13 protein-coding genes and 1 tRNA gene are annotated in these 13,307 nt (G+C 69.1%); 2 read left to right on the top strand and 12 right to left on the bottom strand.

The genetic code is table 11. The annotated features are described in order from the left end of the window. Positions 1-151: 151 nt before the first annotated feature. The gene (locus ACIOD2_RS39620) at positions 152-811 is read right to left on the bottom strand and encodes an ArsR/SmtB family transcription factor (protein WP_400550116.1); all 660 of its coding nucleotides are present in this window, start codon (positions 809-811) and stop codon (positions 152-154) included. Positions 812-1,031: 220 nt separating this feature from the next. Further along, entirely contained in the window at positions 1,032-1,226 is a 195-nt protein-coding gene (locus ACIOD2_RS39615) for a hypothetical protein (RefSeq protein ID WP_400550114.1), read from the bottom strand. Between the two features lie 140 nt (positions 1,227-1,366). On the opposite strand from ACIOD2_RS39615, the gene ACIOD2_RS39610 reads away from it, so the two are divergent. After that, positions 1,367-2,080, top strand: coding sequence for an NUDIX hydrolase (locus tag ACIOD2_RS39610; protein ID WP_400550112.1), 714 nt, complete (start codon positions 1,367-1,369; stop codon positions 2,078-2,080). A gap of 472 nt (positions 2,081-2,552) precedes the next feature. On the opposite strand, the gene ACIOD2_RS39605 is transcribed toward ACIOD2_RS39610, so the two are convergent. Continuing rightward, positions 2,553-4,124 (bottom strand): tyrosine-type recombinase/integrase, encoded by a 1,572-nt coding sequence (locus ACIOD2_RS39605; protein ID WP_400550110.1) that lies wholly within the window; start codon positions 4,122-4,124, stop codon positions 2,553-2,555. A 91-nt stretch (positions 4,125-4,215) separates the two neighbouring features. Beyond that, a tRNA-Thr gene (locus ACIOD2_RS39600) sits at positions 4,216-4,292 on the bottom strand. 133 nt (positions 4,293-4,425) lie between these two features. Between ACIOD2_RS39600 and ACIOD2_RS39595 the strand changes: the two genes are divergently transcribed. After that, positions 4,426-6,087, top strand: coding sequence for a hypothetical protein (locus ACIOD2_RS39595; RefSeq protein WP_400550108.1), 1,662 nt, complete (start codon positions 4,426-4,428; stop codon positions 6,085-6,087). A gap of 69 nt (positions 6,088-6,156) precedes the next feature. On the opposite strand, the gene ACIOD2_RS39590 is transcribed toward ACIOD2_RS39595, so the two are convergent. The 8 genes from ACIOD2_RS39590 to ACIOD2_RS39555 all read right to left on the bottom strand — a co-directional run bounded on the left by ACIOD2_RS39590 (position 6,157) and on the right by ACIOD2_RS39555 (position 13,302). Continuing rightward, positions 6,157-6,495 (bottom strand): hypothetical protein, encoded by a 339-nt coding sequence (locus tag ACIOD2_RS39590; RefSeq protein ID WP_400550106.1) that lies wholly within the window; start codon positions 6,493-6,495, stop codon positions 6,157-6,159. Positions 6,496-6,514: 19 nt separating this feature from the next. Next, positions 6,515-7,054: a DUF6232 family protein gene (locus ACIOD2_RS39585; protein ID WP_400550104.1), complete on the bottom strand. Its 540-nt coding sequence runs from the start codon at positions 7,052-7,054 to the stop codon at positions 6,515-6,517. An 83-nt stretch (positions 7,055-7,137) separates the two neighbouring features. Next, positions 7,138-8,343 (bottom strand): DNA polymerase III subunit delta', encoded by a 1,206-nt coding sequence (locus ACIOD2_RS39580; RefSeq protein WP_400550102.1) that lies wholly within the window; start codon positions 8,341-8,343, stop codon positions 7,138-7,140. Next, positions 8,340-10,472 (bottom strand): bifunctional MFS transporter/dTMP kinase, encoded by a 2,133-nt coding sequence (locus ACIOD2_RS39575; RefSeq protein ID WP_400550100.1) that lies wholly within the window; start codon positions 10,470-10,472, stop codon positions 8,340-8,342. Before ACIOD2_RS39575 ends, ACIOD2_RS39580 begins: the two co-directional genes overlap by 4 nt. Positions 10,473-10,620: 148 nt before the next feature. Beyond that, entirely contained in the window at positions 10,621-11,253 is a 633-nt protein-coding gene (locus tag ACIOD2_RS39570) for a hypothetical protein (RefSeq protein ID WP_400550098.1), read from the bottom strand. 307 nt (positions 11,254-11,560) lie between these two features. Then, entirely contained in the window at positions 11,561-12,352 is a 792-nt protein-coding gene (locus ACIOD2_RS39565; RefSeq protein WP_400550096.1) for a hypothetical protein, read from the bottom strand. Next, complete coding sequence (locus ACIOD2_RS39560) at positions 12,345-12,518, bottom strand: hypothetical protein (protein WP_400550094.1); 174 nt, start codon at positions 12,516-12,518, stop codon at positions 12,345-12,347. The genes ACIOD2_RS39565 and ACIOD2_RS39560 overlap by 8 nt, the downstream gene beginning before the upstream one ends. Beyond that, entirely contained in the window at positions 12,511-13,302 is a 792-nt protein-coding gene (locus ACIOD2_RS39555) for an ESX secretion-associated protein EspG (RefSeq protein ID WP_400550092.1), read from the bottom strand. The genes ACIOD2_RS39560 and ACIOD2_RS39555 overlap by 8 nt, the downstream gene beginning before the upstream one ends. Positions 13,303-13,307: the final 5 nt, after the last annotated feature.

The raw sequence follows: 13,307 nt of genomic DNA, 5'->3' as shown, positions 1-13,307 counted from the left end.
TCACGCCGTCTTAAGCGGCGTGACGGGTACTAGTCGTTGTTGACCTGCGGAAACCCGGCTGGTGACGGGTGAGACGGGCGCGGCCAGACCCGTCTCGTTTCGTCCTGCCAGGGTGGTGGTGGGCCGTTTCCGAGACGTCTCCGGCCCGGCGTCACACATCGTCGCGCTGGGCAGCTCCCATCACGGCCAGCCTGCCCGCGCGGGACACCACGGCTTGCAACGCCTCCAGATGGTTGACGAGCCGCCTGCTGCCTTCGCGCGTCAGGCACGCCTGAAGTTCTCGTCCGCGCGTCCGTGTCTGCACGATCCCTGCTTTGCGCAGCTTGGCCAGCTGCCTTGAAAGATTCGGCGAAGCGATGTCCAGGGCGGTGATGATGAAGCCGCATGTGCACCACTGCCGCTCGGACAGCAACGTCACGATGTACAGACGAGTCGGTGCGAGCAACAGCGGGTCAAGATTCATGCTGAAGTTGGCGATCGGTATCGGCCGGCCCCGCTCCATCACCACGGAGGTCGGTTCCTGACCGGGCGCGCGACGTAGGCATGGCTCACAGGGCATCCCCTGTGGACGGTCGAGCCGCTCAAGCTCTCCACGACCGAAAGAAGAGCCGCAGAGCGCGGTCAACTGCTCCGGTACGACGCCATCGGGCGGCACCTCGAACAGGTGCACCACCCGGCGGGATTCGCCGACTGTGCCCGGCAAAGGACGACCAAGGAACAGACGCGAGTTCATCGGCCATCCGCCGCTCGCCGAGCCTCCATGTTGGCCGATCGCTGCCGATGACCGCACTTTCGGCACGCGGCTGCCCATGCCGGTGACGGGACCCGTCCGCGACCAACGCTGTCCCTGTCATGCCGCAGCGGGAACCGCTGCCCTTCCTCACACCACGGCGTGAGCAGGTAGACGTCATAGTCGGCGAGCTGGTCCAGCCGGTAGCAGTGGAGCCCATCGACGAACCAGCGCCATTCGTACGCCTCGGCCCGCGAGACGACGCGCCCGAGCCGCCGGACCGGACGGTCGGCGACCACGGTCACCGGCTGGGCCTGTGCTCAGCGTCGAAGGCACTCAAGGCTGCTTCGGCTTCGGTCCAGTCCTGCTCGGTCATGTCCGCCATCGACCTCGGCGACGGCGCGTCCAGATCTATCTCGTTCAGCCGGTTCCCACTCGTGTCGAACTGCGATCCGCCGCACCAGTACGTCAGGCGTTTCTCGTCGTCGTGCCCCATCGCTCCCCGAGCCCTTCACCTTCACGTAGGGTCAATATTGACCTTCATGTAAGAATGAAATGAGTCTCTGTTTGGGCTGGTCAGCAGGCCAGGACAGGGACACGACTTGCGGAAGCCACGAGGACGACCCGGGAGCGAAGATGCGGGACTTGGACGGGGAACAGCCGGCATCCCGGACGCTGCTCGAACAGCTGATCCGGGAACGGCGCCAGACCTTCGAGGAGTTCGCCGAGTTCGCGGAGAAGTTCGCGCGCGAGCACGACGAGCCAGGCACGCTCAGCGTTCGACACCTCAGCCGTCTCGTCGCCGGCGCTCACCCGGACGGTCGGCCGCTGGGCGCCGTCCGCCCCGCCACGGCTCGCCTCTTGGAACACATCTTCGAGCTGAGCATCGATGAACTGCTCGCACAACAGGATCAGCCGGCTGTGACCGCGTTTCAGCCGCTACGCGTCGCAGTCGCCATAGTTGTCCGAGGCTCCGAGGTGCTCATCGTCTGCCGACGGATCGACGATGCGAACGACATCTCCTGGCAGTTTCCCGCCGGAGTTGTTAAGCCGGGAGGAAGTCCCACAGTTGTCGCAGTCCGCGAGACCTTCACCGAAACAGATGTCCACTGCGTTGTGCGACATAAACTCGGCACGCGCCTGCACCCGACTACCGGCGTGATCTGCGAATACTTTATATGCGACCACGTGGCGGGTGAGGCGCGAAATGCCGATGTCGTAGAGAACGTAGCTGCAATCTGGGTTGACCGTGCCGACCTCACCCGATTCATGCCTGCGGCACAGATCTACGGGCCCATAGTGAGGGCCTTGCGGACAGAGCCTGAAGGGCTGGCCGGTGGTGAGCAATGACGACTCTGGGACCACAGGCCAGCCCACTCGCGCTACCGCAATGCCGTACGCGAACCCACGTCAGAAGTTACGCGCCGAACTGCAACTGACGCCGTTCCAATGATGGTCGCTACGCCAGCAACGGGCATACCCAGCAACGCCAGTAAGCCTGCCAGGACGATGACGACCATAAAGATCACTGGTCGCTGCCAAGCATTCGGGCGCGCAAGGACGCCGCAACACGTGGTCAATCTGATCTCCTCAGTTTGCTTACGACGGATATTTGAGCCGGGATGCAGCCCAGCAAGAAGCAATGATGCCCCATGACGAGATCCGACTGCGGGAACGACACGCCGCAGAATTCGAAATACTAAGTTGGCAACTCAGTTGCCACTAAACTTGTCACGTCCCCGAGCTGAGCTGCGGTTTTGCTTACGACGGATGTCGCCAGTGGGGTCTACAGCCCCTCTCGCATGCAGGCGAGGGGGGCGCCTTACTTCCTTCGAGTTGCGTGGAGACCCACGACCTTCGCCGGTCCCGCATCGGTAGCGGCGGCCGGGTCGACGACCACGGCGCGCTTGCCCCGGCTCACGCTCACCAGCCCGGCGGCCCTGAGTTGCGCTATGGCGCGCTGAGCCGTCCCGAACGACACCTCGTACCGCTTCGCCAGGTCGACGACCGTAGGGAGCTGGTGGCCGGGCGCGAGCACACCAGCCACAATCGCTCCCTGGAGATCCTGCGCGATGCGCTTGTACGGACTCTCGTCCTCGGGCGTGACAACCGGCGTCACCGGCGAAAACTTGCCTTTCGCGCTGAGCGCAGCAGGCAGATCAGGCAGTCGCGTTGCGAGGGTGCCGGATGCGCGATCGTCGGCCTCTGCGACCCACGCGCTGTAGACCTTCAACGTCGTCGAGCCGCCGCCACCATGGCCGAGCCGTCCGGCGACCGTTCGGATGTCCGTGCCGGCCGCGATCAGCTCGGTTGCCGAGTAGTGCCTGAGCTGGTGGATGTTCATGTCCCAGCCGAGGCGGGCGCACATCCGGGCGTAGCGCTGGCTCACCGAGTCGGGCTTGAGCCACGTACTGCCGTCCGGTGCGAGCGAGAAGATCCGGGCCTCGGGCTTCAGCGTCTTCAGGCCGGCGCGCTCCGCGCAGTGTTCGCGGTACGAGCGCAGCAGGGCCACGGTGCGCTCGTCGAGCGAGATGCGGCGTTGCTGGTGCGTCTTCGTAGCCTTCTCCCACGTCTTGCCGCCTGACTGGGCGATGCTGCTCCGGATCGTCAGGACGCGGGTCGAGAAGTCGAGCCGATCCCACGCGAGCGCGCACAGCTCGCCCCGCCGCGCGCCCGTGATGAAAGCGAGCCAGACGAGCATTCCCCAGTCGAGTTCTCGCCATGCCTCCGTCGCAATCCGGGCAGCCTGCTCCACGGTGGGCGGCTTCGGTTCCGGACGGGGCACCGGAAGCGGCTCGGCGAGGTCGAACGGGTTGACGCCGATCCAGCCCCAGCGGACCGCGCGCTTACCAGCACCGGTCAGGATCGCCTGGATCTTGCGGATCGAGCTGTCTGCCAGCGGCTTGCACTTGTGCGGCCCGCACCGGTTGTCGCACTCGTGCGGGTGGTCCGTACGGTGCTCGACGAAGCTGCGGCCTCGGCAATGAGCACGGCACGTCCCGAGCTGCTTGTAGAACGAATCCAGGATCTCGCCGTCCAGCTTGCCGAGTGCAGAGTCCCCGAGCAGGGGCTGGATGTGGTTCCGGACCAGAGATTCGTAACCCGTGCGGGTGGTTTCTTCGATCTTCACCAGCTCGAAGTACCGGTCAAGCAACTGGGTGACGGTCGCGCGGGTCCGTGAGCTGCGCTTTTCGTCTACCTGGTTGAGGAACTTCGTACGAAGCTTCTCCGCCTCAGCTGCGGCTTTGGGACCAGCGGGCACCACCTCGTCCAGGTAGTACCGCTTCTTGGTCACGGGGTCGATGCCCGCGTAGACCTTCACTCTAAGTGACCCGCTGGGGAGCTTCACGATCTCGCCGCGAGCGCGCTTCCGAGAGCTGTTTGCGCTGGTCATAGAGCCAGCTTACGACCGACCGGCTACACGGATGGCTACACAGAAAGCAACCAGGGACCCTCCGGAGTCCGGAAAGTCCCTGGTCAAGCAGTGGAGCCGCCTAGGGGAATCGAACCCCTGACCTATTCATTACGAGTGAATCGCTCTGGCCGACTGAGCTAAGGCGGCATGTCTCCGGCTCGCGCTGGCGACGGGGACCAGTGTAGCGGAGGCTGTGGGCGTTACTTTCCCGGGGCACCGTCGTTAGGGCCCTATGACGTCGATCTCACACCACGGTCGACCTACCTGGAGGCACTGGCACATGCGGCGAAGACTGCCCCGTTCGGCGGCCCTGCCGGCGGCCGCGGCGTTGCTCCTGCTCAGCGCGGCGCCGGCGATGGCCGACCCGACCTATCCGACGACGCCGATTCCGCAGCCGGCCAGTTCCGGGCAGGCGCCGATCTCGGCGCCGATCGGGCCGCAGCCGCTGGGGCAGGCCGTCGGCGATGCGGGGACCGCGCTCGGGATCGTGCGCCTGCTGCCCAACTCCGTGCCGACGAGCACGATTCTGCCCGGCTTCGGGGACACCCTGCCGAAGCAGTCGGCGCTCGAGGCCGGGATGGGCCTGTCCAGCGCGTCCGCGAACTCCGACGCCTACCTCAGCTACGAGAAGGCGGTCGCGCAGGCGTCGCCGCTCGGGTTGTCGGTCGGCGGGAACGCGCCGCAGACGCCCGGCAGCGTCGTGCAGACCGCGCTGCCGGACAACCCGCAGCCGATCAGCGGTGGCCTGAACGCGCCGTCCAACCCGCTGCTGAACGTCGGGCTGCTGAACGGGACCGCGCACGCGCGCTGGAGCCCGACGCTCGGCCCGTGTGTCGACACCATCGCCGACGCCAGCACGTCGGTCGCGAGCCTGTCGCTGCTGAACGTCGTGCCGTCGCTGCCGAACCTCGGCCTCGACAAGCTGGCGCTCGATCCGTCGACGCTGGCGAAGGGCTTCGACCTGACCAAGGGCCTGCAGAGCCTCGGCGGCCTGCTGCAGGGCGGTGGCCAGACCGCGGCCAACGGCACCGGTTCGCTGCTGAGCCTGCCGAACACGCTGTCGTCGCGGTCGCAGGTGAAGCTCGTCGACATCCCCGGCTCGAAGAACAAGGCCGTGCAGTCGACGTCGACGGTGCAGGGCGCGGACATCGAGATCCTCAAGGGCACCCCGCTGGCGCTGAGCATCAAGGTGGCCAGCCAGCCGACGCTGAAGGTGACCTCCACCGGCGACGCGAAGACGTCCAAAGTGGAGTACACCGCGCCGGTGCTGACCATCGAGGCCGGCGGCAAGGTGCTGTACACGCTCGACGCCGCGCACCCGACCAAGGACATCCCGATCGGGCTGCCGCTGGCCGGGCTGAGCGACCAGTTCGGGCAGCTCAACGACATCCCGGTGGTCGGCGGCCTGGTTTCGACGCTCACCAAGGGGGTCCAGCAGGTCGGCAACACCGCGGGCACCGTGCTCGACCTGGGCGTGCTGCGGCTGAGCATCGCCGGGCTCGACCAGAAGAGCGCCGCGATGACCACGCCGTTCAAGGGCTTCCAGCTCGGCGCGTCGGCGCGGATGTTCGACCTGCAGCTGCTGCCGACGACGAAGCTGAAGAGCCTGCTTCCGGCCGACCAGCAGAAGAACCTGCCGTCCTCGCTGGCCCAGCTTTCGCTCGGCGAGCAGATCGCGCGGGCCTACGCGCCGACCGACGGCGTCGTGTGCGGAACGACGACGCCGCCGCCTCCCGCGGGTGGCGAAGCGCCCAAGGGTCCGGTGAAGAACCTGGCCTACACCGGCGGCGCGTACGACACGGTGCCGCTGTTCTGGTCGGGCACCGCGATGTTGCTGCTGGGCGTGGTCATGGTGGCCGCGATGCCGGGCACCCGCCGTCGCCCGCTGGCCGTGGCGGTCGAGCAGAAGCCGTTCAAGCCGTCACCTCGCCCGCGCGAGTGACCTGAAGCCAGCCCCGGGGACAGTGGAGAAGCCCGTCAGGAGTCCGCTCCTGACGGGCTTCTTCGTGCGTCAGCTGCCGAGAGCGGCCATGACCTTGCGAACCGCTTCGACGACCGGCGCCCCGACCTGGCCGACCATCATGGCGACACCCGAGACGGCGCCGAGCGCGCGACGCAGCCTGGCCGGCTCCGGCGGCTGGGGCGCCTGCAGCGTGGCCAGCGACTCGTCGACGACCTGGCGGTCGGTGCCCGACACCCGGGGGCGCAGCGCCTGGACGGCGTCGAGCAGCTCCCGGAACGCGGCCTGCTGATCCGGCGGCCCCTGGTGGACGATCTTGCCGATGCCGTGGTCGTGCACCTCGAACTTGTCGCCCACGAACTGGTCGCCGTAGTGGTGGTTGTCGCTCATCGGTCGCTCCTCTCCCCCTTCAGTGCACGATCTTGCCGGTGCCGGACCCGCTGACCGAGAACTTGTCGCCCACGAACTTGTCGCCGTTGTGGACGTTGTTGACGGTGTACTTGAAACGCGCGGCCGGATTGTTGATCGCCGCCATGATTTCCCGGACGATCCGGTCGACGATGGCTTCGTCGGTGGTCGTCAACGCGGTGTGCGGACTACCCGCCGTTTCGATCACCAACGCGAAGAGCGCCGGGCGCAGCAGGAGGTAAAGCAGCCGAAGAGCGCTGATCGCGATCAGCACCGCCATCACGACAAGCACGACGTCGCCCAGGCTCTTGTCCAGGTGCACTCCCTGGCTCCGCGCGGCACGCAATGCGACGGTGGCACCCAACCCGAGGACCAGCCACAGCAGTGCGAAGCCCACGAACCGGCCGGCCGCGGCCGCACGCCGGACCGTCAGCCGCACCACCCGCGCTCGCGCGATGTTGCGCAGCGGGTACGCCTCGCTGCCCACCCAGAGGATCTGCTGGCTGACTCCGACCTCGATATCACCATTCCGGTGAGGCATTTTCCGGTCCTTCCGCGCGGAAACCGCAACGGATCCAGAGTCACCGGATCGTCTGCCCGGAACAATGTCCTTTCGGGCGGACCTCAGCCCTGGCGCAGGGTCGTGACCATCGCTTCGACGGCGATGCGCGGCTTCACGTTCAGGTCGATCGCCTCGCGGCATTCGAGCACCGCTTCGAGGCGGCGCAACGTCGACTCCGGCGTCCACGACGAGGCCGCCTCGGCGATCTGGTCGGCCTGGTCGGGGTGGTTGAGCGTCGCGCCGGAGCGGGTGGTCGTCACCAGGACGTCGCGGTAGAAGCCCAGGAGGTCGATCAGCGCGAGGTCGAGCGTGTCGCGCTGGGTGCGGGTGGCGCGGGACTTCTGCTTCTTCTCCAGCTGCTTCACGGCGGCTTCGGCGGCACGCTTGGCGCCGGCGACACCCTTGCCGATGCCGTCGCCGCCCATCGCGGTGCGCAGCTCGTTGCGCTCGTCCTCGTCGCGCCCCTTGCTCGCCTCACCCGCGTCGGCCTCGGCCGCGCTGATCAGCTGGTCGGCGCACGTGAAGACGTCGCTGGGACGGCGCAGGCCGAGGGGGATCCGCAAGACGGTGGCCCGCCGCTGGCGCGCAGCCTCGTCGGTGGCGAGCCGGCGCGCGCGGCCGACGTGACCGCCGCACACCGACGCGGCCCACAGCGCCCGCTCCGGGTCGACGTGGTCACGGCGCACGAGCACGTCGGCGATCGCCGACGCCGGCGGCGTCCGCAGCGTCACCAGGCGGCAGCGCGAGCGGATCGTCACGGAGACGTCGTCGGGGTGGTCCGAAGGCGCGCACAGCAGGAACACCGTGCGGTCCGGCGGTTCCTCGACGGCCTTCAGCAGGGCGTTCGACGCGCCCTCGGTGAGCCTGTCCGCGTCCTCGATGATCACGACCTGCCAGCTGCCGGTGGTCGGGCGGCGCGCCGCGGCCTGGACCAGCGCGCGCATCTCGGCGACCGAGATCGACAGGCCTTCCGGCACCACGAGCCGGACGTCGGCGTGGGTGCCCGCCATCGTCGTGTGGCAGCCGGCGCAGGCGTCACAACCGGTGCCGGTGCTGCACTGCAGGCCCGCGGCGAACGTCCGCGCGGCCACCGAGCGGCCGGACCCGGCCGGGCCGGTGATCAGCCAGGCGTGGGTCATCGCGCCGGGCGGCGCCGGTTCCCCGGCGACGATCTTCGCCGCGGCGGACGCGGCCGCCGTCAGGGTTTCGACCGCGGCCTCCTGGCCGACCACGTGGTTCCAGACGCCGATGCGTTCGGTCGTCGTCACTTCGCCTCCACGCGAGACTCTTCCGACGTCTCGATGGTTTCGACGGTCAGGGGGTCGTCGACGTCGAGCGGCAGCGTCACCGGCTTCTCGGTCGTCGGGGCCAGCGCGGACAGGCGGCCGACGAACACGGCGCGCAGCGCGGTGCGGATCCGCTCGGCGACCTCGGTGTCGGTGCCGTCGGCGTCGATCACGACGTACCGCTCGGGATCCGCCGCGGCCATTTCGATGAGCAGGTGCTGCACCCGCCACTGGTCGTTCATCGTGGCGGCCTTGTCGCGCGGCGCCCCGGGCGGAGCGGCGTCGAGCAGGACGGTCAGGTCCGGGCGCAGCCGCCCGGTCGCCCAGTCGGCAAGACCTTCGAGCTCGTCGCTGTCGAGGCCCGCGACGGCGGACAGGTGCGCCAGCGGCGAGTCGACAAAACGCTCCATCACGACGACCGAACCGGCGTCGAGCGCCGGCTGGACGTGCCGCTCGACGATGTCGGCCCGCACCGCGGCGGCGGCCAGCGCCTGGGCACGCGCGCCGGTCAGCGACGCGCCGGAAACCAGGGCCGTCAGCCGTTTGTCGTCGAGCGCCGGGTCGGCCGCGACGACGACCGGCCGGGTCCCGCCGCGCATCCAGTCGGCCAGGTTGACGGCCTGGATCGCGGTGTTGATCGCGGTGGTGCCCTCGACGGCGATGAGGAAACCGTTGACCCGCCGCGGCGTGAGGCGCAGCGCGTTGCGCAGGTCGGAGAGGATCGGCTCGGTGCGCTTGTCGTCCATCTGCCGGTAGGCGAAGAGCCCGGCGACCAGCGCGATCACGGCGCCGGCGAACATGATCGGCCGCGTGCCGTCGACCGAGACCCGGCCACCCCAGACGTCGAAGGTGCGCGTCCCCACGACACCGACCAGCAACGGGACGGTGACCGTGGTGCCGAACAGCACCAGCTTCATCATCAGCTGGTAGATCGCGTTGATCCGGCCGCGGATGGCGTCCTCGACGCGGGAGCCGATGATCGTGACACCGGTGAGGAACGCCGTCCCGGCCCAGAACCCGACCAGCACCACGGTGATCAGCGAGACCGACAGGTGTGGCGACAACGCGACCAGCGCGAGCGAGAGCCCGGCCGCGATGATGGAGACGCCGAACAGCCGGTCGTGCGGGAGCCGCCGGGACAGCTTCGGCGCGAAGGCCATGCCGGAGGCGAGGCCGACGAACACCGCCAGGACGAGCAGGCTGAACGCCGAGTCACCGGCCAGCAGGCTCGAGGAGTACGGCTTGGCCGAGCCGATCACGGCGCCACCGGCGGCGAACGCGCCGAACGCGCCGACCAGCAGCCCGCGCACGAGCGGCGTGCTGCGGATGAAGCGGAAGCCGTCGGCGATCATCGCGCCGATGCCGAGCTTCTCCTCGTCGGCCGCCTTGACCTTCTGCTCCGGCAGCGCGTGGACGTTGCGCAGCGACAGTTCGGGGATGCGGGTGGCGATGAGGATCGCGCTGGCCAGGTAGAGCAGGCCGGTGATGACGACGACGAGCTTCGCGATGCTGAGGCTGGTGTCTTCGCCGGGAACGTGGAGGAAGTTCGTGTTGATGCCGGTGAGGATCGCGTTCGCACCGGCCGCGGTGACGACGGCCAGGCCGTAGGTCATCACCATGCCGAGCTGGTTGGCCGTCTCGACCTGGTCCGGCCGGCGGAGCAGGTTCGGGACCGCGGCCTCTTTCGAGGGGATCCACATGCTCGCCGCGCTGCCGACCAGGAAGTTGCCGGCCAGCAGCCACCACGGCGCGCTGACGAAGGCGATGGACAGCAGGAAGCCGCACCGGAGCAGGTCCGCCACGATCATGACCTTGCGGCGGTCGAACCGGTCCGCGAGCAGGCCGCCGACCGGGGCGAACAACAGCCCCGGTGCCAGTCCGGTCAGCACGACGCCGACGAAGGCGAAGTTCTGCGCGAAGTAGTTGTTCGTCAGCTTCGTGGCCAGGCCGGTGAGGGCCAGGATGTTCAGCCAGTCGGCCACGCTGCACAGGTACGTGACGCCCCAGAGGCGCCGGAACGGTTTGATCGCCAGTACCCGCCGGACCCGGCTGATCGTGGACGCCTCGGCGCCCGACGATCCGCCCGGGCCGGACCCGGGTACCGATCGCACGCCCTCGCTGATACGCCCACCCCACTAGTCACCGCGGTGCCGGGCACCCTCGTGAGTTAGCCCGACCGTGTAGCCAGGGTAGCCCGATCGGCCTCTGGCACGCGGACGACCCCGAGGTCCCAGTGGGGTGGGGAACAGCAGGGGAACGTCAGTCGAACAACCCCGTCACGCTGCTGACCAGGCTCGACACCATCTCGATGGCGACGAACCCGAACACGATCAGCAGCACCACCGCGAGTATCACGCCCGACGCGCTCGACGACGGCCGGCCGATCGCCGGCATCGACATCGCCGGCATCTTCGGCAGCTTTCGCCGCTTGACGGGCACGACCTCGAGGTCTTCGTCGAAGTCGTCCTCCGCCGGCGGCGCCTGCTGCTGCCGGACGGGCCGGAGCATCTGCGGTGCCCGCTTCGGCCAGGTCCGTTGCCGGTTGCGTTGCCGTGGCAGCACCCCGAGCGGCGGAGCCACGTTCTCGCCGAGCGTGCCCGTGGTGCCGGCGGGTGGGATCGCACCCGGAGCATGAGCCCCGGTCACGCCGTCTTCGCGGAGGGTTTCCTCCACCATCCGGCGTACGACCTCCTCGTCGTGCTGCACGGGCCCGGCGACCGAGATGGCGTCGGGCTCGTGGCCGTCCGGCATCGCGGTGCGGGGCTCGGGGTCCGTGGTGACCAGTCCGGAGACCGGGTCCGCGAACATCTCGCCTGGTGCTTCGGACAGTGTGCCGTCGCGCTGAGTGAGCTCGGGGGCACTGAAGAAGGGAGCCTCACCGTTCGCGCTCATGGTGACCACCTCACTACTGAATGTCCTCGCCTTTCCAGGGTAGCGACCAAGGCGGATAACGCATCCGCCCAATGGCTCTGTCTCCAAAGGAGGGTTCGTCACGCAGCGCAAGCCCACGCCCGAACCCCCAGCAGTGTCCAGTCCGCCGAGGCTTCGGTCGACCGCCAATGGTGACAGATCGTAGTGAAGCCCATCACAGTCACGGTCGGCGACCAGCGCGGGAGCGGTCACACCCAGGGTGTCAAGATGGCCAGTTTCGCGCGTGGCGATCGAGCCCGGATGGAGCAATCGCCCCTCGGTCATCGGGTCAGGAAATCTCCTCCTGCCCCAGATCGATCATCTTCCGGCACCAGTCGCGGAGCATCTCGCGGCTGAACGGGCTCAGCACCAGCTGGCGCCGGCCGTCACCACGGTCCAGCGCCGCCAGCGCGAAGCGCCCCAGGTCGGTGTCGACCAGGACGAACCCGTGGTCGGGGAACTCGGCGCACAGCCCGCCGAACGCGAGCATGTCCAGGACCGCCGTGCCCGAGCGCGGGCGGGCCAGCACCTCGCGCATCGCGCCGACGTCGTCGTCCTGGCCGTCGTGGACCAGGCCGTCGGCGTCCACCGTGACCCAGATCGCGCGGCGCGGGCTGCCGAACGGCACGTCCGGCAGCTCCGCCACCAGCATCTCCGGCAGCTCGTCGAAGTCGGCGAGGTGGATCGCGGTGCGGCCGGGCAGCGAGCCCATCATGAACGCGCGCTCGCCGTCGGCGTAGCACCGGATGTCCGCGGTCTCCGGCCCTTCGTCGAACACGCCGCACAGCGCCGCGCGCACCGAGCCGCGCAGCATCAGCGACACCACCTCGAAGCCGAGCTCGTTGAGCTCGCCGTCTTCGCCGAACGGCGTGCCGTCGATCCAGGCGGCCCACGCGACGTGCCGCTCGACCTCCTCGGCCAGGTCCGCCGGGTCGTCGGAGACCGGGCCGTGCACGAGGATGTCGTGGTCGCTGACGTCCGGGTTGTACAGCCGGTCGACCGGTTCGCGATCCGGCATCGCCGCCAGCACCGGCCAGGCCGCCAGCTCCAGCAGCTCACGCGCCGCGGTGCGCTCAGCCATGGCGCCGCACCTCGCTCCGCCCGCGCCGGTCCGCCGCTCCCGCGTCGCGCGGCTCGACCGGCGCCGCGGCCGCGCCCCGCCACACCGGCACGCCGCTGTTCTCCTCGACCGCGGCGAGGATCGCGTCGCGCACCGTCAGATCTCTCCGCGCCACAGGCTCAGGCATGGCTCTGCACCGCCTCGACGATCCACTGCTCGGCGGTGCTCCGCGACGCCGGTCCCCACGTGACGGTCCAGCGCCCGCTCCGCCCCACGGCCGCGCTGAACTGGTAACGCCCGAGGTCGTTGTCCACCAGGCCGAACGCGCCGTGCGGGTACTCGGCCAGTATCGAGTTCCGCACCGCGAGGTCGACCAGCACGGTGCCCAGCCGCGGCCGCGCCGCGCACTCGCGGATCAGCTCGACGGCTTCTTCGCACCGGCGCGGGATCAGGCCGCCCTCGTCGGTCTCGATGCGCACCTGCCGGCCCGGACCGGGTGGCCGGTCGGGCAGCCCGTCGAACACCCAGCCGGGCAGCTCGCTGAGGAACCCCGACCGCAGCCGCGCGCGGTTGCCCAGCTTCTGCAGCACCGTGGTGTAGTCCTCGTCGCCGAAGAACCGGACCTCCCACGGCTCGCGCCGGGCCGGGAAGACGCCGGTGACGACACCGCGGATGAAGCCGCCCCGCAGCGCCCGGTACAGCCCGACGGCCTCCGCCGTGACTTCGCCGCCCGGCGCCAGGCCGATCGCGGCCATCCCGGCGACGAACCGGGTGTACTGCTCGACCTCGTCGGCCAGGCTCCGCGGCCGCTCGTCCGGACGCGAGAAGCGGGGTTCGGTGTCCGCCAGCACCGGCGGGATCTCGAACTCGGGGTCGTAGAACTCCATCACGGAGGGCCGCTCCGGGACCTCGGCCGAGAGCGGGGCGATGACCTCGTCGATGACGTCGAAGACGGCGACTGAGTTGTTCACCCCTC

The sequence above is a fragment of the Amycolatopsis sp. NPDC088138 genome (assembly GCF_044741685.1).
In the GTDB taxonomy this organism is placed as follows: domain Bacteria; phylum Actinomycetota; class Actinomycetes; order Mycobacteriales; family Pseudonocardiaceae; genus Amycolatopsis.
This window is presented reverse-complemented; position numbering and strand designations above follow the sequence as displayed.

Excerpts from the sequence above, each read along its gene's own strand:
- ACIOD2_RS39570 (WP_400550098.1), bottom strand. The coding sequence starts at position 11,253 with ATGAGCGCGAACGGTGAGGCTCCCTTCTTCAGTGCCCCCGAGCTCACT.
- ACIOD2_RS39610 (WP_400550112.1), top strand. The coding sequence starts at position 1,367 with ATGCGGGACTTGGACGGGGAACAGCCGGCATCCCGGACGCTGCTCGAA.
- ACIOD2_RS39595 (WP_400550108.1), top strand. The coding sequence starts at position 4,426 with ATGCGGCGAAGACTGCCCCGTTCGGCGGCCCTGCCGGCGGCCGCGGCG.
- ACIOD2_RS39620 (WP_400550116.1), bottom strand. The coding sequence starts at position 811 with ATGGGCAGCCGCGTGCCGAAAGTGCGGTCATCGGCAGCGATCGGCCAA.
- ACIOD2_RS39605 (WP_400550110.1), bottom strand. The coding sequence starts at position 4,124 with ATGACCAGCGCAAACAGCTCTCGGAAGCGCGCTCGCGGCGAGATCGTG.
- ACIOD2_RS39615 (WP_400550114.1), bottom strand. The coding sequence starts at position 1,226 with ATGGGGCACGACGACGAGAAACGCCTGACGTACTGGTGCGGCGGATCG.
- ACIOD2_RS39585 (WP_400550104.1), bottom strand. The coding sequence starts at position 7,054 with ATGCCTCACCGGAATGGTGATATCGAGGTCGGAGTCAGCCAGCAGATC.
- ACIOD2_RS39565 (WP_400550096.1), bottom strand. The coding sequence starts at position 12,352 with ATGGCTGAGCGCACCGCGGCGCGTGAGCTGCTGGAGCTGGCGGCCTGG.
- ACIOD2_RS39590 (WP_400550106.1), bottom strand. The coding sequence starts at position 6,495 with ATGAGCGACAACCACCACTACGGCGACCAGTTCGTGGGCGACAAGTTC.
- ACIOD2_RS39560 (WP_400550094.1), bottom strand. The coding sequence starts at position 12,518 with ATGCCTGAGCCTGTGGCGCGGAGAGATCTGACGGTGCGCGACGCGATC.